The sequence below is a fragment of the Nonomuraea sp. B12E4 genome (assembly GCF_039871825.1).
GTDB lineage: Bacteria > Actinomycetota > Actinomycetes > Streptosporangiales > Streptosporangiaceae > Nonomuraea.
This window is the reverse complement of the sequence record NZ_JBDPME010000004.1, coordinates 193,143-217,728: the sequence shown is the minus strand read 5'-3', so window position 1 is coordinate 217,728 and position 24,586 is coordinate 193,143. Positions and strand designations below refer to the sequence as shown.

The window sequence follows — 24,586 nt, the reverse complement described above, 5'->3', positions numbered from 1 at the left end:
TTATGGCGATATCCTGCCGGTGGAGCGCCGTCGAGTCAGGGGGAGACGTGGATTTCTGGAGGTCGATTCTTGACCTTGCCCGGCGCTGGACAATCGGACCACCGATAATCGCGCTGGCGCTGGCCGCCGCCCTGGCCGGCTATCTCCTCACCCCGACGCGTTACGTGACGACGGCCTCGATGCTGCTCACCACGCCCGCGGCCGGCGGCACGCTCAACGCCGACCCCGACATCCCGGTGGGGCTGACCAACCCGCTGCTGCAGTTCAGCGACGGCCTGCGGACCACCGCGGGCATGCTCATCCTGTCCATGAACGGGCCGGACGCGCTGCGCGACATCGGTGTGCGGCCGGACGGGCCCACCGAGGTCACGATCGACGACGGCCGCTCCAACCCCGATCTGCTCGGCATCAGCGGCAACGGGCCCTACATCTACGTGAAAGTGGACAGCGACTCCTCGTCCTCCGCGATCGCCGTGATGGAACGTGCCCGCCAGCGCATCAGCACCGAGCTTGTCCAGCGGCAGCGGGCGTTGCGGGCGCCCACCTCCACCCACATCACGATCCTGGACGTGGTGCCGGCGATCCCGCCCGAGCCGGAGACGGAGGGCAAGCTGCAGTCAGGGCTGGTGGGGTTCGTGGTCACGGTCGGGCTCGGTTTCGGCCTGGCCTACTTCGCGCGGCAGCGCGGCCTGCTCGATCGGCGCAGGGCACGGCGACAGGCGGAGCAGGCGCCCGAGACCGAGACCGGGGCGGAGGTCGACCTGAGCTCGGCCGAGCCGCCGCAGGCGCCGCACGAGGACCTCGCCGACGCAGACCGCGAGGACGGCACCCGGCGGGACGGCACCCGGCAGGACGGCGACGGTGCCGATGGCGACGGTGCGGAGGGCGACGGTGCGGAGGGCGGCAAGGACGGCCAGGCTGACGACGAGAGCGGCAAGAGCGGCAAGAGCGACAAGAGCGGCAAGAGCGACAAGGACGACGAGCGCGATGAGGGCGGTACGGGCGGCGGTGACGTGAAAGGCCACGAGGACGAGGACCTGCTGATCATGGATGACGGCATGCCGACCGGTCCCATCGCGGTCGTGCGCATCGGCGGAGCGCTCCCGGGGCGGGACTAGCCCGCGTGCTCACCCCGGACGATCCGCGTGCAGCGCTCCAACGCCGCCTGACGGACCTCGGGCGGCGTCCTCGACTTCGCCGAGATCATCATGCCGACCGCGTCGGGCCCCAGCCGGTCGGCGAAGGCCAGCGCGGTGGCCAGGTCCATGGGCGTGTCGTCCCAGCTGTTGTGGCAGATCGTGGTGTCGGAGGGCGGGTGGGTGCCCAGCACCTGGTCCACGAAGACGCCGTACAGGATGAACTCCGAGATGTGCAGGCGGGCGTTGAAGGCGTCGAGCCAGTCCTGCCCCGAGACCTCGGCGATGCGAGCGCACATGGCCCGCACGATCGCCGGATCCCAGAAGTTCAGCGAGGTCACGTAGTCGTGCAGCGGCGGCCCGGCGGCGGGCGGCAGGCCGAGCAACTCGCGGGCCACCTGGTGCCAGCGCAGGTGCCTCGGCATGCCCGCGTGCACCGCGTTCTCGGCCCGGTGCAGGTGCAGTTGGCCGTCCGTGGTGAACCGGGCGGGCGTGGTCGGGCGGACGAGCACGATGTCGGAGTCGGCGATCAGCACCAGGTCGGCCTCGATCTGGGCGGCCACCGCGATCTTGATGGCCTGCTGGATCACCCAGCCCCGCACGGGCGGCCAGGGGCGCCGCAGGTTGCCCCACAGGCCGCGGGGCAGGCGCCGGTAACGACGGGGCAGCACCTCGGGCTCGGTCAGCACCCGGCAGCGCGGGCCCGCGTACGGGGCGAACACCGCCTTGTCGGCGCTCGGCACGATCACGTGGTGCACGGTGTCGGCCGGGGTGAGCTCCAGCACCGAACGGTGCAGCTCCGCGAACAGCGCCGCGTCCGGCCCGTAGCTGGGTGTGATGACCGCCAAGGTGCTCACGAAGATCTATCGCGGGACCGATCCAAGTGTTACCGCCGCATCGGTAACACGGCTCGGCATCCGGCACGATTTGCCTAGCGAGCACAGGGGAGGAAGCTCGTGGATTTCTGGGGGACGGTCCTTGTCATCGTCCGTCGCTGGTATGTCACGATCCCGATGTTCCTGCTGACCCTGGCCGGGACGTACGCGATCTACATGTCCGTACCCACCCAGTACGTCTCCAACGCGGTGCTGGTGCTGACCACCCCCATCACCGGCGGCACCCAGCCCGCCGAGCCCGGCAAGAAGCTGGCCCGGACCAACCCCCTGCTCAACTTCGACTGGGGGCTGAACATGACGGCCACGATCCTCATCCAGGCCCTGAACACCTCGGAGACCGTCGCCGAGCTGGGCGTGGTGCCGGGCGGGCCCGTGTCCTACGTGGTCACCAACGGCAACAGCAACCCCGAGACGCTGGCGACCGGGCCGTTCGTCTTCATCGAGGGCAAGGGGCCCACCGCCGAGGCCGCCGGGACGATCGTGCGGCAGGTCATCCAGCAGGCCGACGTCGAGCTGGCCGAGCGGCAGCGCTGGCTGAACGCGCCCGTCTCCACCTACATCCAGGCACACGAGATGGTCCGGCCGACGGTCGCCGAGGCGCAGCGGACCAGCAAGCTGCGGGCGGCGGCCGGGGCGGCGCTGCTGGGCGGGATGGGCAGCCTGGTCTCGGCGTTCGCGACGGAGAGCGCGCTGGCCGCGCTGCGCAGGCGGCGCGCGTGACCGCCGACGTCAAGCTCGCCCCCGCCGTGCGCGGGGCGGTGCCGCGCCGGGCCGACGCCGCCACGGTCGCCGCCCTCTTCACCGTGGCGCTGATGCTGATCCCCGCCAGGCTCGTCTTCCGCGGCCTGCCGTTCTCACTCACCCCGGCCGACGCGTTCGGGCTGGTGGCCGCCCTGCTGTGGTTCTGCGCGCACTTCACCAGCACCCTGGGCGCGGCCAAGGGCCCGACCCCCGTGCGCAGCGCGCTGTTCTGCTACACGATCGCCATGGTCGCCACCTACTTCTACGCCGCCTCCAGCTACCTGCCCGGCGACGAGGTCAGCCTGGCCGACCGGAGCATGGTGCTGGTCGTCGCCTCGGTCGGCATCACGCTCATGGTGTGCGACGGCGTACGCACGCGCGACCGGCTGGATCTGGTGCTGAAGACCGTCGCGGTGGCCGGCGCGGTGATCGGGGTCATCGGGGCGCTCCAGTTCGTCCTGCACTTCGACGTGACGAACTACCTGACGCTGCCCGGGCTGCGCTTCACCCAGGAGGAGTCGGCCATCCTGGAGCGCGGCGGCCTGAACCGGGTCGCCGCCACCACCGGCCACCCGATCGAGTTCGGCGTCGTCTGCGCCATGATCCTCCCGCTGGCGCTGCACTACGCCTTCCGCGAGGCCCGGCTGCGCTGGTGGGTGTGCACCGGCCTGATCGCGGCCGGGCTGCTGTTCTCCGTGTCGCGCTCGGCGGTGCTCAGCCTGGCCGCCGCGGGCGTGGTGCTCTTCGCCGGCTGGCCGAAGGAGCGCCGGATCTTCGGGGCGCTGGCCGTGGCCGGGTCACTGATCGCGATCAGGATCGTGATGCCCGGCGTGCTCGGCACCATCGTGGACCTGTTCGCCAACCTCAACACCGACTCCAGCATCAGCTACCGGACCCACGACTACACGGTGGCCGGCACGGAGATCGCCAAGAGCCCGTGGCTGGGCCGGGGCCTGGGCACCTGGTACGCCCCCAAGCACCTGATCTTCGACAACCAGTACATCTCATCGCTGGTCGAGACCGGCGTGATCGGCCTGCTGGTCTTCGTCGGGCTGTTCGTCGCCGCGCTGTGGTCGGTGCTGCGGGCCCGCCACCTGTCCCGTGACCCGGTGACGCGTGACCTCGCCCTGGCCCTGACGGCCTGCCTGGTGGTACCGCCGCTGGGCTCGGCGACGTTCGACCTGCGCTCGTTCGCCACGGTCACCGGGCTGTCGTTCCTGCTGATCGGCGCGGCGGGCGCGCTGCTCAGGTCGGTGCGAGCAACCGCTGCCGCACCCGCGCCCACGACTGAGCCGCCAGATCGCGCGGGCTGATCACGCTCACCGGCAGCGGCCAGGCGATGGCCAGGTCGGGGTCGTCGTACCGGACCGCGATGTCCTCCTCCGGGTCGTGCTCCCGGTCGATGCGGTAGCAGACGTCGGCCTGGTCGGTCAGCGCCTGGTAGCCGTGGAGCAGGCCGCGGGGCACGTACAGGTGGGCGAAGGTCTCGTCGTCGAGCACCGTCGCCATCTGCCGCCCGAACGTCGGCGATTCCGGGCGGGCGTCCACCAGCACGTCGTGGACGGCGCCGCGGGCGCAGCGCACGAGCTTGGCCTCGCCCTGCCCGCCCCGGCCGTGCAGGGCCCGGATGACGCCCCGGCGCGAGCGCGACTGGCTGTCCTGGATGAAGGCGGCCGGGTCGAGCCCGTGTTCCCTGGCCAGCGCGGCGTCGAACGTACGCGTGAAGAAGCCCCGGTCGTCGTGGTGCTGGGTGGGGATGAACAGCAGCACCCCGTCGAGTGCGCCGCGCTCTACTCTCATGGCCCCCATATTCCATGATTCATCCGCCGAATATTCGTTTCTCATTATTTTCCGGGTCTTGTTATGGGAAGGCGTAACGAGTCCCTCTTGTCTCGCGATTACCTCGTGGAAAGCTCGGGTCGGCTGCGAGCGCGGGGGGCGATCGTATTTCCGCGGACCACTCCCTGATGGCTGCCCTTCCCCGGGTCCGGGTCGGCGCCATCGACGTGGCCTCGATCACCGAGTCGGCGCTGGCCGACCGGGTCGCCGCGGGCTGGCGGGCCGGCCGGGGCGGCTGGATCGTGACAGCCAACGTCGACATCGTGCGGGCCGCGACCCGCGATCCCGCGCTGGCCGCGCTGGTCGCCCAGGCCCCGCTGGTCGTGGCCGACGGCATGCCGGTCGTCTGGGCGGGCCGGCTGGCGGGGATCCCCATCCGGGAGCGCGTGACCGGCGCGTCCCTGGTGTTCACGCTCTCGGAGCGGGCCGCGGCCGAGGGGCGCTCGGTCTACCTGCTCGGCGGTGACGAAGGGGTGCCGGAGGCCGCCGGTGATGCGCTGATGGAGCGTTACAAGGGGTTATGGGTGGCGGGGGCGTACTCGCCGCCGTACGGGTTCGAGACCGACCCCGGGCTGCTGCGCGAGGTGGTCGAGCGGGTCGTGGCCGCGGCGCCCGACCTCGTGCTCGTCGGGCTGGGGTTCCCCAAGCAGGAGCGGGTGATCGCGCTGCTGCGCCCCGGCCTGCCCCGGGCCTGGCACCTGGGCTGTGGCGCGGGCATCCCGATGGCCGCGGGCAGGTTCAGCCGGGCGCCCGAGGTGCTGCAGCGCAGCGGCGCCGAATGGCTGCACCGCCTGGCCCTCGAACCGCGCCGGCTGGCCCGCCGCTACCTGGTGGACGACGCTCCCTTCGCCGTGCGCCTGCTGGTCCAGGCGCTCCGCACCCGCCTCCGGAGAGGGTGAACGATGCTCGCGGTAGTGATCGTCACGTACCACAGCGGCGCCGTCATCGCCGACTGCCTGACCTCCGTACGCGCCGCGCTGCGCGACGCGGGCCCGGCCCGGGTCATCGTGGTGGACAACGCCTCCACCGACGACACGATCGACGTCGTACGCCGGGCGGACCCGGCAGCCGAGATCCTCGCCCTGCGGCACAACGGAGGTTTCGCGGCCGGGGTGAACGCCGGCGCGGACGCGGCCGAGGACTGCGACGTGCTGGTGCTCAACCCGGACATCCGCCTGGACGAGACGGCGATCACCCACCTGCGCGAGGCGCTGGCGCGGCCGGGGACCGGCATCGCCGTGCCCCGCCTCGCCGGGCAGGACGGCGCCCCGCAACTCTCGCTGCGCAGGCGGCCCACGGTGCTCAGGGCGGTCGGCGAGGCACTGCTCGGCGGATACCGGGCCGGCCGGGTGGGCCCGCTGGGCGAACTCGTCGTGGACCCCCGTTCCTACGCCGCCGCGCGGAGCGCCGACTGGGCGACCGGCGCCGCCTGGCTGGTCTCCCGCGCGTGCCTGGACGCCATCGGCCCGCTGGACGAGCGCTACTTCCTCTACTCCGAGGAGACCGAGTACATGCTGCGGGCCGGCGACCGCGGATTCGCCGTCCGCTACGAGCCGCGGGCTCGGGCCGTGCACCTCGGAGGCGAGCAGGCGAGCTCCAGCGCGCTCTGGGCGCTGTCGGCGGCCAACCGGGTCAGGCTGCACCGCGAGCGCCACGGCGCGCTCAGGGGCCAGGCGATGCGTGCCGCGGTCGCGCTCAACGAGGGACTGCGCGCGCTCACCCGGGGCCGCGCGGGCGGCCACCGGCACCGGGCCGCGCTGCGCGCCCTGTGGGAGCTGCCGGCCTGGCCCAGCCCGCCCGGCCGGCCGGAGCGGCCCGGTTACGTGTGCTTCTCCGCCCAGGACTGGTGGTACCACAACCGCGCCCACTCCGACTTCCAGCTCATGCGCGCGGTGGCCCGGCACCGGAAGGTGCTGGTGGTCAACAGCATCGGCATGCGCATGCCGAAGCCCGGCACCTCCACCCAGCCGGTGCGCCGGATCATGCGCAAGCTGCGGAGCGTGGCCAAGCTGGTCCGGCAGCCGATGCCCGGCTTCTACGTGATGTCGCCGCTGCCGCTGCCCTTCTACGGCTCGCCCCTGTTACGCGCGCTCAACGCGGTGCTGGTCCGCACCCAGGTACGGGTGGTGTGCCGGGCGCTGGGCCTGCGCGACCGGGTGATCATGACGACCATCCCCACCGCCTGGGACGTGGTACGCCCGATGCGCAGGCGCGCGCTGGTGTTCAACCGGTCGGACCGGCACTCGGCCTTCCCCGAGTCCGACACGGCCACCATCGAGGCGCTGGAGAGGGCCCTGCTGCGGCAGGCGGACCATGTGCTCTATGTCAGCCGGGCGCTGATGGCGGAGGAGCGCCCGCTCACCGGTGAGCGCGCCCACTTCCTCGACCACGGTGTGGACCTGGAGCACTTCACCAGGCGAGAGCGCCTGCCCGCCGAGCTGGCGGGCGTTCCGGGGCCGCGGGTGGGCTTCTTCGGCGCGCTCGACGACTACCTGGTGGACTTCGACCTGCTGGAACGGGTCGCCGCGGAGCTGCCGGACGTCTCCCTCGTGCTGATCGGCGACGCCACCGTGCCGATGGGCCGGCTGACCAAGTATCCGAACGTCCACTGGTTCGGCTTCCGCCGGTACGAGGACATCCCGGGCTATGGGTCGGGGTTCGACGTGGCCATCATGCCGTGGCTGGACAACCCCTGGATCAAGCACGCCAACCCCATCAAACTGAAGGAGTACCTGGCGCTGGGCCTGCCGGTCGTGAGCACGGACTTCGCCGAACTGGCGAATTACACTGACCGGGTCAGGATCGCCACCAGCCCCGCCCAGTTCGTCGCCGCCGTCCGAACGACCTTGAGCGACGGCGGGCCGCAGGAGCCCGCCGCGTTACGCGAGTCCGTACTCGGTGCGTCGTGGTCCTCCCGCGCCGCCGAACTCATGACCCTGGCCGAAGGGCCGTAGGTAACAAAGGTTGAGGAGAGGCAATGGGGAGAAAGCGGTCCCCCGCGTCCGTCTTCGGCATCGGGGCCCTGGCCGTCGTGCTCGTGCTGGTGCTGTCCTGGTTACAGCCGGGGACGCCGGTCCAGCCGTCGCTGGCCAAGGTGCCGTGGGAGGGCGGCCCGGTCTATTACGCCCGATACGCCTCGGCCTCCCAGGCGGGCTGGGTCAACTCCGGGTTCTTCCCCGTGGGCCTGTGGCTGGAGTCGGTCGTGGAGCCGGAGGACGCCCCCGACGACAAGGCGCTGGGCATCAACACCTACGTCGGCCTGACCGGCACGAGCAACCCGCAGCTCGTACGTGACAACGGCATGTCGGCGCTGACCAGCAAGCCGCTGGTCGGCTACGGCAGCGAGACGGTGGGCTACGTGCTCGACGACGAGGTGGACATGTGGGCCGGGGCCGGCGCGGCCGGCTGGACGGGCAACCGCCCGGGCGAGGGCGACCTGTGCATCCCGAAGGACGAAGGCTGCGGCTACACCGTGCTGTCGGAGCAGAAGAGCCGGTTGCCCAAGGACGGCCGGCCGCACTACGCCAACTTCGGCAAGGGCGTCATCGTCTGGCAGAGCGAGTCGGACGCGGCGAAGTTCGTCAACGGCTACACCGACATCGTCTCCTCCGACGTCTACTGGTACACCGCCTCGGGGATCTGCGAGGACGCCAAGAACTACCTCAACCTGGCGACCGACCAGTGCCGGTTGTCGGCCAACTACGGCGCCCTCATCGACAAGCTCCGCCGGCTGGACGCGCAGGACGGGCGGCTGCAGCCGATCTACGCGGTCATCGAGGTGGGCTGGCCGGGCGCCGACGACAAGCGCGCGATCGAGCCGCACGAGCTCGCCGGGGCCGTCATGAGCTCGCTCATCCACGAGGCCCGCGGGATCATCTACTTCAACCACAACTTCGGCGGCCCCTGCCAGTCGCAGCACGTGCTGCGCGACCACTGCGGGGACCGGATCAGGCCGACGGTCGTCGAGCTGAACAAGCGCATCCACCAGCTCGCCCCGGTGCTCAACACCCAGTCCTACAAGCACACCTTCAACAAGGGCCTGGACACGATGCTCAAGTCGTACCAGGGGTACTACTACGTGTTCTCCATGCTGGGGCGGGGTGTGCAGCCGGGCACGCACACGCTCTCTCTGCCGCCGGGGATCAGGGCCGACAAGGCGGAGGTGCTCTTCGAGGGGCGGACCGTGCCCATCGACGGCTCGGGGCGCTTCAGTGACACGTTCGCGGCCGAGCACTCCTACCACATCTACAAGATCCCGATCTGACCCGGTCGGCGGCGGCGGAGCAGGGCCGCGAAGCCCGAGCGGGCGATCCGGTGCCCGGCCAGCGCCCGCACGCCCGCGCCCAGCAGCAGCGCGGCGTGGTACGCGGCGCCGGCCGGCCGGCCCCTGCGCCGCCTGAACAGCTCGGCCTTGTTGACGATGAGCAGCGCGGCCAGGGCGGGGTCCGTGCCCGCCGCGCCGCCGATGTGCTCCACCACCGAGCGCGGCTCGTACCAGGTGGTCCAGCGGAGGTCGGCGGCGCGCAGGCAGTATTCGGTCTCCTCGCTGTAGAGGAAGAACGACTCGTCCCACGGGCCGATCTCGCGCATGGCGGGCACGGCCAGCAGCATCGCCGCGCCCGTGGCCCAGGCGTACGCACCGGGGCGCTCGTAGGCGCGGGGGTCGGTCACCAGCTCGCCGAGCCGCCACAGCCGCCCGGCCAGGTTCCCTCCGATGAGCGCCTCGGCCACGGCCCGGCCGACCGTGGGCATCCGGCGTAACGACGGCTGGGGGGATCCGTCGGGATTGACCAGGTGCGGCACGGCTATTCCGCGACCGGGAGCACGCAGCGCGGCGGCCAGCGGGGCGATCGACCCGGGCGCCAGCCGGCAGTCCGGATTGACGACGTAGACGGCGTCCAGCGTGTCCAGGTCCAGGGTGCGTACGGCGGCGTTGATCGCGGCCGCGTAGCCGGCGTTCCTCCCGACCCGCACCGTGCGCACCGGCAACGGCGCGGCTGCCCGCGGCGGTGGCGTGCTCGCCTGTGGCGGTGGCGTGCTCGCCTGTGGCGGCTGTGCGGCCCGTTCGGCGATGGCCAGGGAGTCGTCGGCCGAGGCGTTGTCGGCCACGACCACCGCGACCAGGTCCACGCCCCGCGCGGCCGCGGGGAGGCTGCCCAGGCAGCCCTCCAGCACGTCGGCGCTGTTGTAGGTGACGACCACCACCGCCACACGCGGAGAGGTCCCGTCCACCGGCCGTTCCGTCATCCCGTGGCCGCCCGGTACCACTCCACGGTCCGGCGCAGCCCCTCCGCCAGCCCAACGCGCGGCCGCCAGCCGATCAGCTCCAGCGCGGGCCCCGGGTCGGCGGTCTGCGGCACGTCCAGCGGCCGGTCCGGGACGGCCCCGAACGGCGGCGGCGACTCCTCGCCGGCGATCCGGTAGAGCAGCTCGACCGCCTCCCGCACCGACACCTGCGTCCCCGTGCCCACGTCGAACGCCTGTCCCACCGCCCGCTCGCTCAGCCCGGCCAGCACGAAGGCCTCGACCACGTCGTCCACGTAGACCCAGTCCACGACCTTGGCCCCGCTGGTCAGCCGCGGCTTGTCGCCCTTGAGCAGCGCCAGCGTCACGTACGGCACCAGCTTGGCGGTGTCGCGCTGGCCGGGCCCGTACACCATGGTCGGGCGCACGATCGTGTAGGGCTGTCCCCACAACCGGTGGTACAGCTCGGCGTAGCCGGTGGCCGCCGCCTTGGCCATCGCGTACGGCGACGGCGGCGGGCAGTGCCCGTTCCCCGGCCGCGGCTCCTCGCTCGACCCCGCGAGCACCACCCGGCAGCCGGGCCCGGCTGCCGTCAGCACGTTCACCGTGGCCGTGAGGTTGCCCTCCAGCGTGGCCCGCACGACGGACACGTCCCTGGCCCCGTTCACCTCGCCGGCCAGGTGGAAGACCACCTCGGGCCGGACGGCGGCGAACAGGGCCTTGACCGCCTCGGTGTCCCGCAGGTCGGCGCCCGTGGCCCGGCTCGCCCCGTGGACCTTCGCGCCCAGCTCGCCCAGCCGCCTGACCAGGTGCGCGCCGATGAACCCGGACGCCCCCGTCACCAGCACCCGCCTGTCTTGCCACTCCAACGGACAGCGCCCCCTTCCGCAGGCACGCGAACGGGCCCGCTCGGATACGCGGCCCCACAAGGGGTCGCTCGGACAAGCAGGCCCATCAAACCGTGAATGCCGCCTACCGCGCTAGCGCCGGCGTTTGGAGCAATGCGGGCACCCCTGGGCGTGCCGGTGGCCGGACCCCACCGGCCGCCGTCCGGCCGACAGCGACGAGTCGCTCGTCAGTGTCGCCCAGCGGGCGCGTCCCGCCGGGAACGGGCGCGCCGCCGCCCCCAAGGGGGAGCGGCGGCGCTTCGACGCCGGTCTCAGTTGATGCGCCAGGTGTCGCCACCGAGCAGCAGCTCGCTCAGGTCGCCCGGGCCCTTCTGCGCCACGGCCTCCTCAAGCTGCTCGGCCATGAGCACGTCGTAGGCCGGGCGGGCCACCTGACGGAAGATCCCGATCGGCACGTGCTCGAACGCCGGCTCGTCCAGCCGGCTGAGCGCGAAGGCCACCGACGGGTCCGGGTTGTGCGCGTCGTGCACAACGATCCGGTCCTCGCTCACGCCGTCGCGGGCCACCACCTCGATGCCGCCGTTCGCCGAGCGTACGACGGCCTTGGAGGCGCTCACGATCGGCTGGCCGTGCTCCAGCCGCAGCGTGATGTCGTCCCGCAGCGCCGGGTCCTTGAGCTGCTCGAAGGCGTTGTCGTTGAAGATGTTGCAGTTCTGGTAGATCTCCACCAGCGAGGTGCCCTGGTGTGCCGTGGCCTCGCGCAGCACCGACTGCAGGTGCTTGCGGTCTGAGTCGATCGTCCGGGCCACGAACGACGCCTCGGCGCCGATGGCCAGCGAGATCGGGTTGAACGGCTTGTCCAGCGACCCCATCGGCGTCGACTTGGTGATCTTGCCGACCTCGGACGTCGGGGAGTACTGGCCCTTGGTCAGCCCGTAGATCCGGTTGTTGAACAGCAGGATGTTCAGGTTGACGTTGCGGCGCAGGGCGTGGATCAGGTGGTTGCCGCCGATCGACAGCGCGTCCCCGTCACCGGTGATCACCCACACCGACAGGTCCGGCCGGGAGGCGGCCAGCCCGGTCGCGATGGCCGGGGCCCGGCCGTGGATGGAGTGGAAACCGTAGGTGTTGAGGTAGTACGGGAACCGCGACGAGCAGCCGATGCCCGACACGAACACGATGTTCTCACGCTTGAGCCCCAGCTCGGGCAGGAAGCTCTGCACCGCGGCCAGGATCGCGTAGTCACCGCAACCCGGGCACCAGCGGACCTCCTGGTCGGACTTGAAGTCCTTGAGGGTCTGCTTCACGTCGGTCTTGGGGATGAGGCTCAGCCCCTTGCCGTTCACCAGCTCAGTCACTGTCGATCACGTCCTGGATGACTCCGGCCAGCTCCTCGGCCTTGAACGGGAGCCCGCGCACACGGTTGTAGCTGATCACGTCGACGAGGTAACGGGCCCGCAGCAGCAGGGCGAGCTGGCCGAGGTTGATCTCGGGCAGCAGCACCTTGTCGTAGCGCTTGATGACCTCGCCGGTGTTGGCGGGCAGCGGGTTGAGGTGACGCAGGTGCGCCTGGGCGACCGCGCCGCCGTTGCGCCTGATGCGGCGTACGGCCGCCGCGATCGGCCCGTACGTCGAGCCCCACCCGATGATCAGCACCCGCGCGTTCCCGTCGGGGTCGTCGACCTCCAGCGGGGGCACGTCGATCCCGGCGATCTTGGCGGCCCGGGAGCGGACCATGAGGTCGTGGTTGTTCGGGTCATAGGAGATGTTGCCGGTGCCGTCGGCCTTCTCGATGCCGCCGATGCGGTGCTCCAGGCCGGGCGTGCCGGGGATGGCCCACGGGCGGGCCAGGGTCTCGGTGTCACGCTTGTACGGCAGGAACTCGCCGTCGGTGCCGTTCGGCTCCGTGGCGAAGCTCTGCGAGATGTCGGGCAAGTCGGAAATCTCGGGCAGGCGCCAGGGCTCCGAGCCGTTGGCCAGGTAGCCGTCCGAGAGCAGCATGACCGGCGTGCGATATTTGACGGCGATCCGGGCCGCCTCGACGGCCGCGTCGAAGCAGTCGCTCGGCGACATCGGGGCCACGATCGGCACCGGCGACTCCCCGTTGCGGCCGAACATGGCCATCAGCAGGTCGGTCTGCTCGGTCTTGGTCGGCATGCCGGTGCTCGGCCCGGCCCGCTGCACGTCCACGATGATCAGCGGCAACTCGGTGGTGACCGCCAGGCCCACCGTCTCGGCCTTCAGCGCCACCCCGGGACCGGACGTGGTGGTCACGCCCAGCGCCCCGCCGAACGCGGCCCCCAGCGCCGCGCCGACCCCCGCGATCTCGTCCTCCGCCTGGAAGGTACGGATGCCGAACCGCTTGTGCTTGGACAACTCGTGCAGGATGTCGCTGGCCGGGGTGATCGGGTACGAGCCCAGGAACAGCGGCAGCTTCGACTGCACACTGGCCGCGATCAACCCGTACGCGAGCGCCTGGTTACCCGAGATGTTGCGATAGACGCCGGGTGCCAGTCGCGCGGGCTTGATCTCATAGGAGACGGAGAACGACTCGGTCGTCTCCCCGTAGTTCCACCCGGCCTGGAAGGCCGCGATGTTGGCCTTGGCGATGTCGGGCTTCCTGGCGAACTTCTGCTCAAGGAACTTGATCGTGTGCTCGGTCGGCCGGTGGTAGAGCCACGAAAGCAGGCCGAGGGCGAACATGTTCTTCGACCGTTCGGCGTCCTTTTTAGACAGGTCGAAATTCTCCAGGGCCTTCACGGTGAGCGATGTCAGCGGCACCGCGTGCACCCGCCACTCGCTCAGCGAGTCGTCCTCCAGCGGGTTGGCGTCGTAGCCGACCTTCTGCAGATTGCGCTTGGTGAACTCGTCGGTGTTGGCGATGATGTCGGCGCCCCGGGGCAGGTCGCCGAGGTTGGCCTTGAGGGCGGCCGGGTTCATGGCCACGAGCACGTTCGGCGCGTCGCCGGGCGTGAGGATGTCGTGGTCGGCGAAATGGAGCTGGAAGCTCGACACGCCAGGCAGGGTGCCTGCGGGTGCGCGGATCTCGGCCGGGAAGTTGGGCAGCGTCGACAGGTCGTTGCCGAACTCCGCCGTGCCCGCGGTGAAGCGGTCTCCGGTGAGCTGCATACCGTCGCCGGAGTCCCCGGCGAACCTGATGATCACGCGGTCGAGTTGCTGGACCTGCTTCGTCACAGCTCAGTCCTCCTCGACGCGCCAAGGCGCGGTTGCTTTGGACGCGTTCTCTGTTTCCATGCTAGATCCTCGGAAGGTCACGCGTTTGCGACCCGCAAACTGCGGGTAAACGCGGGCGCGGTCGGAGTCAGTGTGAGGTGGGAGAACGACGACACAGTCCGGACGCGAGCCTGCAGAGGTCTACATGCAGGCGGGCGAACAGGACGGTTCGGGTCACGAGCGCCAACTATACGTCCCCCCAACACGTGCGCTACGTCAGGGGCTGCTTACTCGGCAGCTCGTTCCCTGACCTGTACAGGTGTCCGGCCTGCATCCCGGCAGAGCCGTACAACTCAGGAACGGTGACGAAGCTGTAACCCTTCCCACGCAACCTTTTGAGGATGTCCGGAACCGCGTCAACGGATTCCCGACGGATGTCGTGCATAAGAATGATCGCACCTGGATGCGCCGCACGCACGGTCCGGTCCGCTATGTCCCCCGAATTCGCGTCGGAGCAGTCTCCCGAGTCGACGTCCCAGGTCACCAGCGCCAGGCCGAGCTGGGCCGCCACCGCCCGCAGCGCCGGGCTCACGGTCCCGTACGGGGGGCGTACCAGGGTGGGGGTCTGCCCGATGGTGGTCGACACCATGTCCTGGGTGCGGCGCAGCGAGTCGGCGATCTTGCTGCTCGTCTGGGACGCCAGGTCCATGTGTCCCCAGCTGTGGTTCCCCACCAGGTGGCCCTCGTCGCTCATCCGATGCAGCAACCCGGGCTGCGCGGCGGCGTTGCTGCCGACGGTGAAGAACGTGGCCCGCGCCTGGTTCCGCAGGAGGATGTCGAGCAACCTGCCGGTGTCCGGCCCGGGCCCGTCCTCGAAGGTCAGCGCCACGCACTTGACGGCCGCGCAGTTCACGCTGCCCGCCCGGTTGCTGGCGGCCGGAGGGCGGGCCTGGGGGAGAGGGAGCCCGATCTCCTTGGCGCCGCTCTCCTTGGCCTTGACGCTCGCCCGGGCCCTGGCGCTGTCCTGGGCCCGCCGCCCCAGCGCGGACAGCAGCGGTGTCGCCTGGGCGCTCGGCACCGCCACGGCCACCCGGCCGAGCGAGCACGGCCCGACCTGACAGTCGTCGAACTCGACCACCAGGTCGCCGCTCCCGTTGAACGCCAGGGAGTCGAACCGGTCGCCGCCGGACGTCGCGCCGCGCCAGTCCACCTGCGGCCCCCGCCCTTTGAGCTGCTCCCTGACCAGCGCGGCGAGCCGCTCCAGCGGGCCCTTCCCGGCGATCAGGCCGGTGGAGCCGACGGCCTTGCCGGTCTGCGGGTCGTACCAGTAAGTACGGGTGGAGTTGCCCCAGGTGTCGCCGACGAACTCGCCGCTGCGCAGCCGCACCGCGAGCGCCTGGGGAGTGGCGGCGGCCACCTGCCAGTCCACGTTCAGCTCGGGGTGCCTGCGGGCCGGGGCGCCGGTGCGGGCGCGGAAGACCCGTACCTGTCGCTGGACCTCGGCCTTGAGCGCTCTGTTGAGCGCGGGAGCGTCGGCGAACTCGGGGTAGTTGATGTGCACGTATCGCCGGCTCGTGTAGTCACCCATGGCCATCGTTCTGGTGGACAGGCCGACGACGGTCGCCGGATCGACGAAGTCGATCAGCGTCGGCTCTGCCGGGACCATGATGTCCCGCTCGGGGTAGGCGGTGACCAGGCCGCAGCCGCCTGTCGCGCCTGTTGAGAGGGCCAGCAGAGCGATTCCGGTGCAGAATCGCGCTTTGTGCATGCAGTCACGTTATGGGATTGATCTTGAAGTTTATACCGATTTTGTGGGATTTGGCGTGATAGGGCGGATGCCTTGACCTGGGCTTGGTATTGGCTGGGTAACGGTCGGGACGGCGGGCTTCGGGTCTCATCGGCCCGGCCTGGGTTACCATCCCGTCATGGACGGCTATTTCGGGTCCTACGTGCTCGTCGCCGCGCTCCTGGCCATCGGTGTCGCCATCGTGGCCGGAGCCCTGATGGCCAACCGGCTCCTCCGCCCCAGCCGCCCCACCGCCGAGAAGCTGACCACGTACGAGTGCGGGGTCGACCCGGTCGGTGACGGATGGGCGCAGTCGCAGGTCCGCTACTACGTCTTCACCTACCTCTATGTGGTCTTCGCGGTGGACGCCGTCTTCCTGTTCCCGTGGGCCACGGTCTTCGACGCCCCGGGATACGGCCTGACCACGCTGGTGGAGATGTTCGTCTTCCTCGGCTTCATCGCCCTCGGCATCGTGTACGCCTGGCGCAAACGCGTACTCACCTGGACCTAGCCCCCGGCGGAGATCCTCTTGCCTGAGCTGCGATCCGCGCCAGAATGGACACCATGGCAGCGACCGATCTCCCGATGCCCACAGTCGGCCCGATCTCCAGATTGGCACCCAAGCCCATGCGCTTCGTGCTCAACTGGGGCCGGCGCTATTCCCTGTGGGTGTTCAACTTCGGGCTGGCCTGCTGTGCGATCGAGTTCATCGCGGCCTCGGCCAGCCGGCACGACTTCATCAGGTTCGGCGTGATCCCGTTCGCGAACGGTCCCAGGCAGGCCGACCTCATGATCGTCTCAGGGACGGTCACCGACAAGATGGCCCCGGCCGTGAAACGCCTCTACGAGCAGATGCCCGACCCGAAATACGTGATCTCGTTCGGCGCCTGCTCCAACTCCGGCGGCCCCTACTGGGACTCCTACTGCGTGACGAACGGCGTCGACCAGATCGTCCCCGTCGACGTCTACGTCCCCGGATGCCCGCCCAGACCCGAAGCCCTCCTGTACGGCATCATGAAGCTGCAGGAGAAGATCGCGGGGGAGAAGCTCAGCGACCGTTACGTCTGGTCCCGCTCCCACGCGGAGGAGGCGTGAACGCGGGCTTCGGCGGCCGGCTCTCGGCGAGGTTCGGCGAGCGGGCCGAGGCCACCGAGTCGTACGGTGACATCACGATCGACGTCGCCCCGGCCGACTGGCTCGAACTGGTGACGTTCGCCCGCGACGACCTCGGCTACGCCTACTTCGACTGGCTGACCGGAGTCGACGACCCGCCGGAGGCCTTCCTCGTGGTGGCCCACGTCTATCATCCGCCCGCCGGCGAACGCCTCCTCCTGCGCACCCGCGTCCCCCGCGAGCATCCCCACCTCCCCACCGTCGTGGGCGTCTACCGAGGGGCCAACTGGCACGAGCGCGAGACGTACGAGATGTTCGGCGTGATCTTCGACGGTCACCCCAACCTCGTGCCGCTGCTCCTGCCCGACGGCTTCGAGGGGCATCCGCTGCGCAAGGAGTTCGTCCTGGCGGCGCGCGTGGCAAAGCCGTGGCCCGGTGCCAAGGAACCCGGCGAGTCGGGACACGGTGCCCCGAGCCGCCGCAAGACGCTTCCGCCTGGAGTGCCAGCCGACTGGGGGCCGCCCGATGCTTGAAGTGGTGCTGAGCTTCGCCGTCATCCTCGTCGTGTTCCTGGTGCTCCCGCTGATCGTGGGGCAGACCGAGCACAAGGTCATGGCTCACATGCAGTCGCGGCTGGGCCCCATGTACGCGGGCGGCTTCCACGGCTGGGCGCAGCTCATCGCCGACGGGGTGAAGTTCATGCAGAAGGAGGACGTCATCCCGGCCGCGGCCGACCGCCGCATCTTCATGATCGCGCCCGGCGTGGCGCTCATCCCGTACCTGGTCGTGCTGATCGCCATCCCCATCGACCGCGATGCCGTGGCCGTCGACCTCGACCTCGGCCTCTTCTTCGTGCTCGCCGTCATGGGCATCGGCGTGCTGGGCTCGATCATGGCCGGGTGGGCCTCGGCCAACAAATACTCGGTGCTCGGCGGCATGCGCTCGGCCGCCCAGCTCATGTCGTACGAGCTGCCGCTGGTCCTGGCGGCCTCCTCGGTGGCGATGGCCGCCGGCACGCTGTCGCTGCCCGGGATCGTCGAGGCGTGGCAGTGGTGGTGGCTGCCGTGGCAGGCGATCGGCGGCGTCGTCTTCTTCCTGGCCGGCCTCGCCGAGCTCCGGCGCCCGCCGTTCGACATGCCGATCGCCGAGTCCGAGATCATCATGGGCCCGATGACCGAGTACACGGGCATGCGCTTCGCCCTGTTCATGCTCGCCGAATACGCGGGCATCGTGGTCCTGTCCTTCCTGACCACCGTGCTGTTCCTGGGCGGCTGGCAGGGCCCGTTCCTGCCCGGCTGGGTCTGGACCCTGGTCAAGGTCTTCCTGCTGTCGTTCGTGGTCATCTGGCTCCGGGTGACCTTCCCCCGGCTGCGCGAGGACCAGCTGCAGAAGCTCGCCTGGGCCATCCTCGTCCCCCTGGCCCTCGTGCAACTGGCCCTGACCGGCGTGGTGAAGGTCCTCCTCTGACTCTTTCGCAAGGCGTTTACCCGGTGGAGCTTTCGTGAGGCGTCCGACCCGGCCGAGCCTTCGTAAGGCGTAGCCGCGCGCGGAAACTTTATCCCCGCCTTATTCGTCGTTACCGGCAAGGGGCCTTTGGGGAGAATGCCAGTGAACCAAATCCTGCCGATCGCCGGTGCGATAAAGGGAAGTCGCTGCCCAAAACCATGCTGGCCTCAGACGGGCAATCTCTGTCCGTCACCGACCAGGCGTCAGGCCATCCGGTACGCGTGACGCCGGCCCGCCTTTACCGCTATCAGTACGACCAGCAAGTCATGGTCGCCGGCAGCAAACAAAAGCGCCACACCAGCCAGGGCGTGGCCGTCAGCCCTTTGTTGCTGGTCATCCGCCCGGTCAGCGCAAGACTCCACCGCCCCGAGTGAAAAAAGGGCACCGCCCTGTCCTCGCCCGGCGGCCTGTACCTGAGCACCAGACCCGACAACAGGCTCCGGGTCAACCACGGCGACGAACTCCTGGCCGACCTGCCCATCGGCGAAGCCCCCGGCCAGGCCCTCAGCCTTCTCCTCTACAGATACGACGGCCTGACGGGCCTGTTCATCCTCGACAGAACCGGCCGAGCCCTCCACCACCTCCCGGGCCCCTGGCCCCCGGAAGACGCGAACCGCTTCGTCAAACGCCACAACCTGCTCCTGTACGTACACCGTCTGACCCGCAACGAGTACCTCACGCTGCTCCACTCCACCCACGAGGCAACCCCGTAGTCGCCCTTGCTCGCCAGCCCGGCTCAGGTCGCCGGCTCATCGCATTCCTCCTGCGACTGCTTCCGCCCGCGGCCTCGACCACTCACGGAAGCCCGCGAATCGAGCCCGGGATCGGGCCCGGCGCAGGGCGGGAGTGTGGGTCAGGCCCGCGAGTCGGCCCCGGGATCGTGAGCGCGGGTCGGGCCCGGGATCGGGCCTGTGGGTCGGGAACGTGGATCAGGAGCGCGCGGGACAGCCCGGCAGAACCGTTCCGTCAATCCGCTGCTGTACGCCCTCACCGAGCCGACCCTGGCCGGCTTCTACAGCTACCTCGCCACATCGCTTTGAGGTCGGTTTCCCGGCCATGAGCTGCGAAGCCAATTCCCCGCCACGCGCTACGCGGACGGATGCTCCTTGCCGGCCACCCCTTCCAAGGGAACACCGCGCACACTGAGCAGCAGGAGCAGGGCGCAGCCTCCAGTGAGCGCGATGTCAGCGACGTTGCCAACGAACAGGCCATAGTCAATGAAGTCGACGACGTGGCCCTGAGCGAACCCAGGAGGGCGAAAGAGACGGTCAAGCAGATGGGAGGCGGCACCGCCCAGCAACGCACCCAACACGATGGTCCAGGCCGTCGAGCGCAGCCGACGTGCGACGTACAGAATGCCGACAACCGCCGCAGCCGCCGTCAGCGTGAACACCCACGTCGCCCCCTCCCCAATCGAGAACGCGGCACCAGGGTTCAACAACAGCCGGAAGTGAATCAGCTGTGGGATCACCGTGATGCGCTCACCGTCCGAAAGCGCAGAAAGCGCCCAGAACTTGGAGACCTGGTCTGTGAGAAGGACCATTGCCGCCAGCACGATCATCCATCCGTACGGCCGCAAGCCCAGCCTCGTAACCTTCGAAGTCGGCCCGCCTGACATCCTTACCTCAATCCCACAACACGCACCCATTCGCCCCGAATCTAGCCAAAGCCCGCCCAGAATGATCCGCTCGGCCAGGACGTCTGTGGGTGTTGAGGTCCAGAAGATATTGATGGCGTGGAAGACGCCGGGGACGAGCCGCTCATGGGCGGCCGGATGACGCAGAACATCGTGCGCCGTCGCGACCAGGTGCTGCGCCCTTGAGTCCTGACCAGACGGAGTACACGATCACCTCCGCCATCTGGAGAACGTGGGCTTCCCCGAAGCGACGATTCCTCGCGTCACGTCCTTGTCGATCGGCACGAGACATCCCAGCCCCGCACGTGCAACCTCAACGACTCCACACCTGACACACCCCGTTCACCCAAGAGCCCTGACCCAAAGCCACCCCGACCCGCGCTCACCCCGACCCACGCTCAACCTGAAACCAGCACCCCGCACCCCGTACCTTGCACCCCGCACCCAGCCCGAAGACCGACGCGTACCTGCTCAGTCCCTCAGTGAATGATCGCCAGCATCACGTCAGAAGCCGAAGGCCGATCCCCTGGACTCTTGCTGAGGCAAGCCCCCACAACCCCCCGCAATCCAGGCGGCAACGGCGACAAGTCCGGATGAACCGTCAACACCCGGTTGAAAACGGCAGGCACAGTGTCCTCCCCGAACGCCGGCCGTCCCGTAGCCGCAAACATGATCGTCACTGCCCAGCTGAACACATCGGAAGCCGGCCCCACAGCCTCCCCCGTCAACTGCTCGGGCGACATGTAAGGCGGCGTCCCCATCACTTTCCCAGACGTCACAGTCACTTGATCAAGCGCCCGAGCGATCCCGAAGTCGATCACGCGCGGCCCGTCGTTCCCGATCAGCACGTTGCTCGGCTTGAAGTCACGATGAACGACCCCCGCCTTATGAATGGCCGCCAACGCCCCGGCTGTGGACAACGCCAGCCGCGTCAGGCTGTCCTGGTCCCGAGGCCCGTGCTTCCGTACGAGCTGCTCAAGCGACGGCCCCTCCACGTATTCGCTGACAATGTACGCGTGACGGCCGGTGATGTTGACATCGAGCATCCTGGCTGTGGAAAACGTCGCCACCCGCCGGGCCGCGTCCGCCTCCCGCGCGAACCTGACCCGCGCCGTCTCATCCACCAGATCGTGCAACACCTTCACGGCCACCCGCGCTCCGTTGGGCGCCGCCGCGAGATAAACCGCCCCCTGCCCGCCGCGCCCGAGTGACTTGAGCACCCGATAATGCCCGATCCACTCCGGTTGCCCAGAAGGCAGGTCGAGCGAGGGCGCGGTGGTCCGCTGTCGCAGGTCCACCTGCTGATAGACCGGTGCCCTGGGCGGCACCGGCTGGTACGTCGGCGCCCTGAACCGCGCCCGCACCATGAACGGCACCAGAATCCCCGAGTGAATGACCCCGCCGAGCCAACTGACGAACAACCCAAGCGCCACCAGCACACCCAGCGGCTCAGGAATGTCCTCGAAGTCGTTGTAGGCGAGCGCCGAGATCACGAAGGAGCCGATGGCGACGAGGTAGACGGACGCCGCGAGGGCCTGCCAGACGCTCCGCAACCAGTAGGCCGCGAACCCGATGCTGAACGGAGTCGCCAGGCCACATGTGAACAGGGGCAGGCAGGCCCACACCACGGCGGCCGCCCACGCCCCGCCCCCGGGGCGGACCTGATGGCTCTGCTGCATGGTCGAGAGACTATCGCCATAGCGTGGCTCATATCGGGCATGCGCACAGCTTGTGGATAACCTCCTGTCAACCTGTGGATGGCTGTGGAAAAACCGGGGACAACGCTCTGGCGCATTCACGTCTGCGGCCAAGTGCGTCATGATGTTGAACCATGGCGCGCATTCCGGGAGTCGGACTGGCGAAAGGGTTGACCATCACCCTTCGCCACATGCTGCGCAAATCAGTCACGCAGCAGTATCCCGAGGTCAAGCCCGCCCTCCCGCCCCGCAGCCGAGGCGTCATCGCCCTGGTCGAGGAAAATTGCACCTCTTGCATGCTCTGTGCCCGAGAGTGCCCCGACTGGTGCATCTACATCGACTCGCACAAGGAGACGATCCCGGCCCCGGAGGGCGGCCGCGCCCGCCAGCGCAACGTCCTCGACCGCTTCGCCATCGACTTCTCGCTGTGCATGTACTGCGGCATCTGCATCGAGGTGTGCCCCTTCGACGCCCTCTTCTGGTCTCCGGAGTTCGAGTACGCGGAAGGCGACATCCGCAACCTCCTCCACGAAAAGGACACGCTGGCAGCCTGGACCCCCACGGTCCCGCCACCCTCGGCTCACGACCCCGGCGCCGAGCCCCCGAAGGAACTCACCGCCGCTCCCCGCCGCCCCGCAGGCACCCGTTCGGACTCCTCGAAGCCCGCACAACCCCGACGCACCCCACCTACGCGTCGCACCCAGGAAGCCCTCGCCGGCGAGTCACCCACCCCAGCACCACCGACGACCCCAGCCGCCACGACCCCGGCGTCCGACCCGGCGAACGGCCCGGCGAACGGCCCCGCGGACACACCCGCCCCCACGGCACCATCGCGCACACCGGGCGAGCGCCCCGAACGCCCCCGCCGCTCTATCTCGAACGTACGGGGAATCCGCCCCCCGGGCGCCCTCCCGCCCCAGCCCTCCACCACCCCTTCTGAGCGGCCGCAAGGCACTGACACGCCGCAACCGGCAGCGGGCACCACCTCGTCCACGGACGCGGAGACGAGCACCGGCCGATCCCCAGCAGTCGGCACCGACGCTCCCACGGGCACCAGGACGAGCCCCGCTCACACAACAGGCGACACCGCCGCCGAGGGCGGAAGCGACGCGACACAGTCCGCCCCCGGGCAGGCCACCTCCCAGAGCCGGCCTGACCCCATCTCTGATGGTGGGACGCACGCCGCACCTGAGGACCGCTCTCACGCCGAGGGCGCGACGAACCTCACCCCCAACTCCAGCAGCCGGACAACAGAGCGGCAGCAGCCGTCAGGACCGCCCCCAGGAGCCACAGGACTGCCCTCAGGGGAGGCTTCGTCCACAGGCGAGTCGCCGCCAGAAAAGTTGTCCACAGCCCAGGGTGATCCGCAACCGGAGCCCGGGCCGGAGGAGCAGACTTCTGCCGCGAGCCCCCGCAGGCGCAGGATGGCCGATCCACGGTCCATCCGGCCACCCGGACGGCTCGGCCCTGACGAGACAAGGGAGTCCGAGGAGGAGTCGTGACCGAGGCGGTGCCCTCCTACCTGTCACCCACCGGGCAAGAGATCGTCTTCTTGCTGCTGGGCGCGGTAGCGGTTGGATCGGCGCTGCTTGTCGTCACGACCAAACAACTGGTCCATGCCGCCCTGTGGCTGGTGGTCTGCTTCGGCGCGCTGGCGGGCGGCTATCTCGTGCTGACCGCCGAGTTCGTGGCCTGGGTCCAGGTGCTGATCTATGTGGGCGCGGTGGTGGTGTTGATGTTGTTCGGCATCATGCTCACCCGCGCTCCCATCGGCCGCTCCGCCGACCTCGACAGCGGCAACCGCCTGGTCTCGGCCCTGGTGGCACTGGCGACGGCGGCCATCCTGGTAACGGTGGTGATCGACGGCTTCCGCACGGCCTACACACCGCTACGACCGGGTCCCGGAGCCGCGAAGGAGCTGGGCGCCAGCGTGTTCGCAACCTGGGTCCTCCCCTTCGAGGCCCTGTCCGTCCTGCTGCTTGCCGCATTGATCGGCGCCATCGTCCTATCCCGCACAGACATCCGCGGCGCCCCGCCCCCTGACCGAAAGGCGCCCAGCCCGCCCCCCACCCAGACACCCAGCACGGGCCCCCAGCACACCCCCGCAGCCGGCACACTCACGCAGCCAACCGCTCAGCCGACCGGCACGAGCACCCAGTCACCCGCGCAGACACTCGGCACGGACACGAGCTCATCAGACCAGATAGCCGGTAGCCCTCCACCCGAACAGGAAGCCGGCAGCCAACCGCCCGACCAAACCGGGGGTAGGTAGTGCACATCGTCTACCCTGCGGTCATCTCCGCGCTGCTCTTCTCCATCGGCGTCTATGGCGTGCTCGCCCGACGCAACACGATCCTCGTGCTGATGTCCGTAGAGCTGATGCTCAATGCCGTCAACCTCAACCTGGTCGCGTTCGACGTCTGGCTGGGCGACCGCCTGCACAGCGGTCAGGTGCTCACGCTGTTCGTCATCGTCATCGCAGCGGCCGAAGTGGGCCTGGGCCTCGCGATCATCTTGGCGCTCTACCGCAACCGCCGCACCGTGGACATCGACCACCTGCGAGACCTTGCCGAGACACACGACGCCGAGGCCGACTCCATGGACGACGGATCGCGCGACGGCGACGAGCTCACTGAGCGCCGACCGGCAGAACGCACGAGGACCGAGCGAGCGGAACGGGCAGACCTCGCGGGACGGAATCGCGCAGAGCAGACGAATTCCACCGACCCAACAGAGCCGGAAGTCCCGGCAAACGCCATGGAGACCGAAGCCCGGACGAATGCCACGGAGTCCGAAGATCAGGCGAAGGCCGCAGAAGCCGACAGCGGACGTGAGGGCGAGAAGCCCGTCAAGCGAGGTGGCACGCTATGACGACATTTCCGCTGCTAGCGGTGCTCCTGCCGTTCATCGCCGCCTTCGCGGGTCTTCTGCTCTCCCGCTGGCCGCACCGACCCACGACCGCCCCCGCGC

General features: G+C 69.6%; 22 protein-coding genes and 1 pseudogene. 13 read left to right on the top strand and 10 right to left on the bottom strand.

All coding sequences use genetic code 11. The features are described 5' to 3' along the window. Positions 1-47: 47 nt before the first annotated feature. Positions 48-1,118, top strand: a complete 1,071-nt coding sequence (locus ABGB18_RS12305) for a hypothetical protein (protein ID WP_347695577.1) — start codon at positions 48-50, stop codon at positions 1,116-1,118. Here ABGB18_RS12305 and ABGB18_RS12300 read toward each other — a convergent pair. Next, a complete protein-coding gene (locus ABGB18_RS12300; RefSeq protein WP_347695576.1) occupies positions 1,115-1,993 on the bottom strand; it encodes a DUF6492 family protein in 879 nt (292 codons plus the stop codon). The two genes, ABGB18_RS12305 and ABGB18_RS12300, sit on opposite strands and share 4 nt — an antisense overlap. A gap of 99 nt (positions 1,994-2,092) precedes the next feature. Between ABGB18_RS12300 and ABGB18_RS12295 the strand changes: the two genes are divergently transcribed. Together ABGB18_RS12295 and ABGB18_RS12290 are read left to right on the top strand one after the other, a co-directional pair. Next, a complete protein-coding gene (locus ABGB18_RS12295; protein ID WP_347695575.1) occupies positions 2,093-2,752 on the top strand; it encodes a hypothetical protein in 660 nt (219 codons plus the stop codon). After that, entirely contained in the window at positions 2,749-4,086 is a 1,338-nt protein-coding gene (locus ABGB18_RS12290; RefSeq protein WP_347695574.1) for an O-antigen ligase family protein, read from the top strand. The genes ABGB18_RS12295 and ABGB18_RS12290 overlap by 4 nt, the downstream gene beginning before the upstream one ends. Here the strand turns inward: ABGB18_RS12290 and ABGB18_RS12285 are convergent. Next, a complete protein-coding gene (locus ABGB18_RS12285) occupies positions 4,019-4,573 on the bottom strand; it encodes a dTDP-4-dehydrorhamnose 3,5-epimerase family protein (RefSeq protein WP_347695573.1) in 555 nt (184 codons plus the stop codon). The genes ABGB18_RS12290 and ABGB18_RS12285 overlap by 68 nt on opposite strands. Before the next feature lie 167 nt (positions 4,574-4,740). On the opposite strand from ABGB18_RS12285, the gene ABGB18_RS12280 reads away from it, so the two are divergent. From ABGB18_RS12280 to ABGB18_RS12270, 3 genes are read left to right on the top strand one after another with little or no spacing between them, the layout of a single operon-like run. Continuing rightward, positions 4,741-5,511, top strand: coding sequence for a WecB/TagA/CpsF family glycosyltransferase (locus ABGB18_RS12280; RefSeq protein WP_347695572.1), 771 nt, complete (start codon positions 4,741-4,743; stop codon positions 5,509-5,511). 3 nt (positions 5,512-5,514) lie between these two features. Then, complete coding sequence (locus tag ABGB18_RS12275; RefSeq protein WP_347695571.1) at positions 5,515-7,566, top strand: glycosyltransferase; 2,052 nt, start codon at positions 5,515-5,517, stop codon at positions 7,564-7,566. Between the two features lie 23 nt (positions 7,567-7,589). Continuing rightward, entirely contained in the window at positions 7,590-8,876 is a 1,287-nt protein-coding gene (locus ABGB18_RS12270; protein WP_347695570.1) for a hypothetical protein, read from the top strand. On the opposite strand, the gene ABGB18_RS12265 is transcribed toward ABGB18_RS12270, so the two are convergent. The 5 genes from ABGB18_RS12265 to ABGB18_RS12245 form a co-directional block, all read right to left on the bottom strand. Further along, positions 8,858-9,844 carry a glycosyltransferase gene (locus ABGB18_RS12265; protein ID WP_347695569.1) on the bottom strand — a complete coding sequence of 329 codons (987 nt, stop codon included), beginning with the start codon at positions 9,842-9,844 and terminating at the stop codon, positions 8,858-8,860. The genes ABGB18_RS12270 and ABGB18_RS12265 overlap by 19 nt on opposite strands. A gap of 11 nt (positions 9,845-9,855) precedes the next feature. Then, entirely contained in the window at positions 9,856-10,725 is an 870-nt protein-coding gene (locus tag ABGB18_RS12260; RefSeq protein ID WP_347695568.1) for an NAD-dependent epimerase/dehydratase family protein, read from the bottom strand. Between the two features lie 290 nt (positions 10,726-11,015). Further along, a complete protein-coding gene (locus tag ABGB18_RS12255) occupies positions 11,016-12,062 on the bottom strand; it encodes a 2-oxoacid:ferredoxin oxidoreductase subunit beta (protein ID WP_347695567.1) in 1,047 nt (348 codons plus the stop codon). Then, positions 12,055-13,899, bottom strand: coding sequence for a 2-oxoacid:acceptor oxidoreductase subunit alpha (locus ABGB18_RS12250; RefSeq protein ID WP_347695566.1), 1,845 nt, complete (start codon positions 13,897-13,899; stop codon positions 12,055-12,057). The genes ABGB18_RS12255 and ABGB18_RS12250 overlap by 8 nt, the downstream gene beginning before the upstream one ends. A gap of 250 nt (positions 13,900-14,149) precedes the next feature. Beyond that, a complete protein-coding gene (locus ABGB18_RS12245) occupies positions 14,150-15,646 on the bottom strand; it encodes a polysaccharide deacetylase family protein (protein ID WP_347695565.1) in 1,497 nt (498 codons plus the stop codon). Positions 15,647-15,803: 157 nt separating this feature from the next. Here ABGB18_RS12245 and ndhC point away from each other — a divergent pair, with 157 nt between their 5' ends. The 4 genes from ndhC to nuoH all read left to right on the top strand — a co-directional run bounded on the left by ndhC (position 15,804) and on the right by nuoH (position 18,244). Further along, positions 15,804-16,175 (top strand): NADH-quinone oxidoreductase subunit A, encoded by a 372-nt coding sequence (ndhC, locus tag ABGB18_RS12240; protein WP_347695564.1) that lies wholly within the window; start codon positions 15,804-15,806, stop codon positions 16,173-16,175. Between the two features lie 116 nt (positions 16,176-16,291). After that, entirely contained in the window at positions 16,292-16,759 is a 468-nt protein-coding gene (locus ABGB18_RS12235) for an NADH-quinone oxidoreductase subunit B family protein (protein WP_347695832.1), read from the top strand. Then, positions 16,756-17,310 carry an NADH-quinone oxidoreductase subunit C gene (locus ABGB18_RS12230; protein ID WP_347695563.1) on the top strand — a complete coding sequence of 185 codons (555 nt, stop codon included), beginning with the start codon at positions 16,756-16,758 and terminating at the stop codon, positions 17,308-17,310. Before ABGB18_RS12235 ends, ABGB18_RS12230 begins: the two co-directional genes overlap by 4 nt. Further along, a complete protein-coding gene (nuoH, locus tag ABGB18_RS12225; RefSeq protein ID WP_347695562.1) occupies positions 17,303-18,244 on the top strand; it encodes an NADH-quinone oxidoreductase subunit NuoH in 942 nt (313 codons plus the stop codon). Before ABGB18_RS12230 ends, nuoH begins: the two co-directional genes overlap by 8 nt. 242 nt (positions 18,245-18,486) lie before the next feature. Here nuoH and ABGB18_RS12220 read toward each other — a convergent pair whose 3' ends face one another. From ABGB18_RS12220 to ABGB18_RS12210, 3 genes are all read right to left on the bottom strand, one after another. Beyond that, positions 18,487-18,972 (bottom strand): hypothetical protein, encoded by a 486-nt coding sequence (locus ABGB18_RS12220; RefSeq protein ID WP_347695561.1) that lies wholly within the window; start codon positions 18,970-18,972, stop codon positions 18,487-18,489. 398 nt (positions 18,973-19,370) lie between these two features. Next, complete coding sequence (locus ABGB18_RS12215) at positions 19,371-19,844, bottom strand: signal peptidase II (RefSeq protein ID WP_347695560.1); 474 nt, start codon at positions 19,842-19,844, stop codon at positions 19,371-19,373. A 554-nt stretch (positions 19,845-20,398) separates the two neighbouring features. Beyond that, positions 20,399-21,598, bottom strand: coding sequence for a serine/threonine-protein kinase (locus ABGB18_RS12210; protein ID WP_347695559.1), 1,200 nt, complete (start codon positions 21,596-21,598; stop codon positions 20,399-20,401). A gap of 152 nt (positions 21,599-21,750) precedes the next feature. Between ABGB18_RS12210 and ABGB18_RS12205 the strand changes: the two genes are divergently transcribed. The 3 genes and pseudogenes from ABGB18_RS12205 to nuoK all read left to right on the top strand — a co-directional run. Beyond that, the gene (locus ABGB18_RS12205) at positions 21,751-23,118 is read left to right on the top strand and encodes a 4Fe-4S binding protein (RefSeq protein ID WP_347695558.1); all 1,368 of its coding nucleotides are present in this window, start codon (positions 21,751-21,753) and stop codon (positions 23,116-23,118) included. Further along, positions 23,115-23,888, top strand: a complete 774-nt coding sequence (locus ABGB18_RS12200) for an NADH-quinone oxidoreductase subunit J (RefSeq protein ID WP_347695557.1) — start codon at positions 23,115-23,117, stop codon at positions 23,886-23,888. Before ABGB18_RS12205 ends, ABGB18_RS12200 begins: the two co-directional genes overlap by 4 nt. Beyond that, a pseudogene (gene nuoK / locus ABGB18_RS12195) lies at positions 23,888-24,190 on the top strand (NADH-quinone oxidoreductase subunit NuoK); the annotation flags it as partial. The gene ABGB18_RS12200 and the pseudogene nuoK, both read left to right, overlap by 1 nt. Positions 24,191-24,586 lie beyond the last annotated feature (396 nt).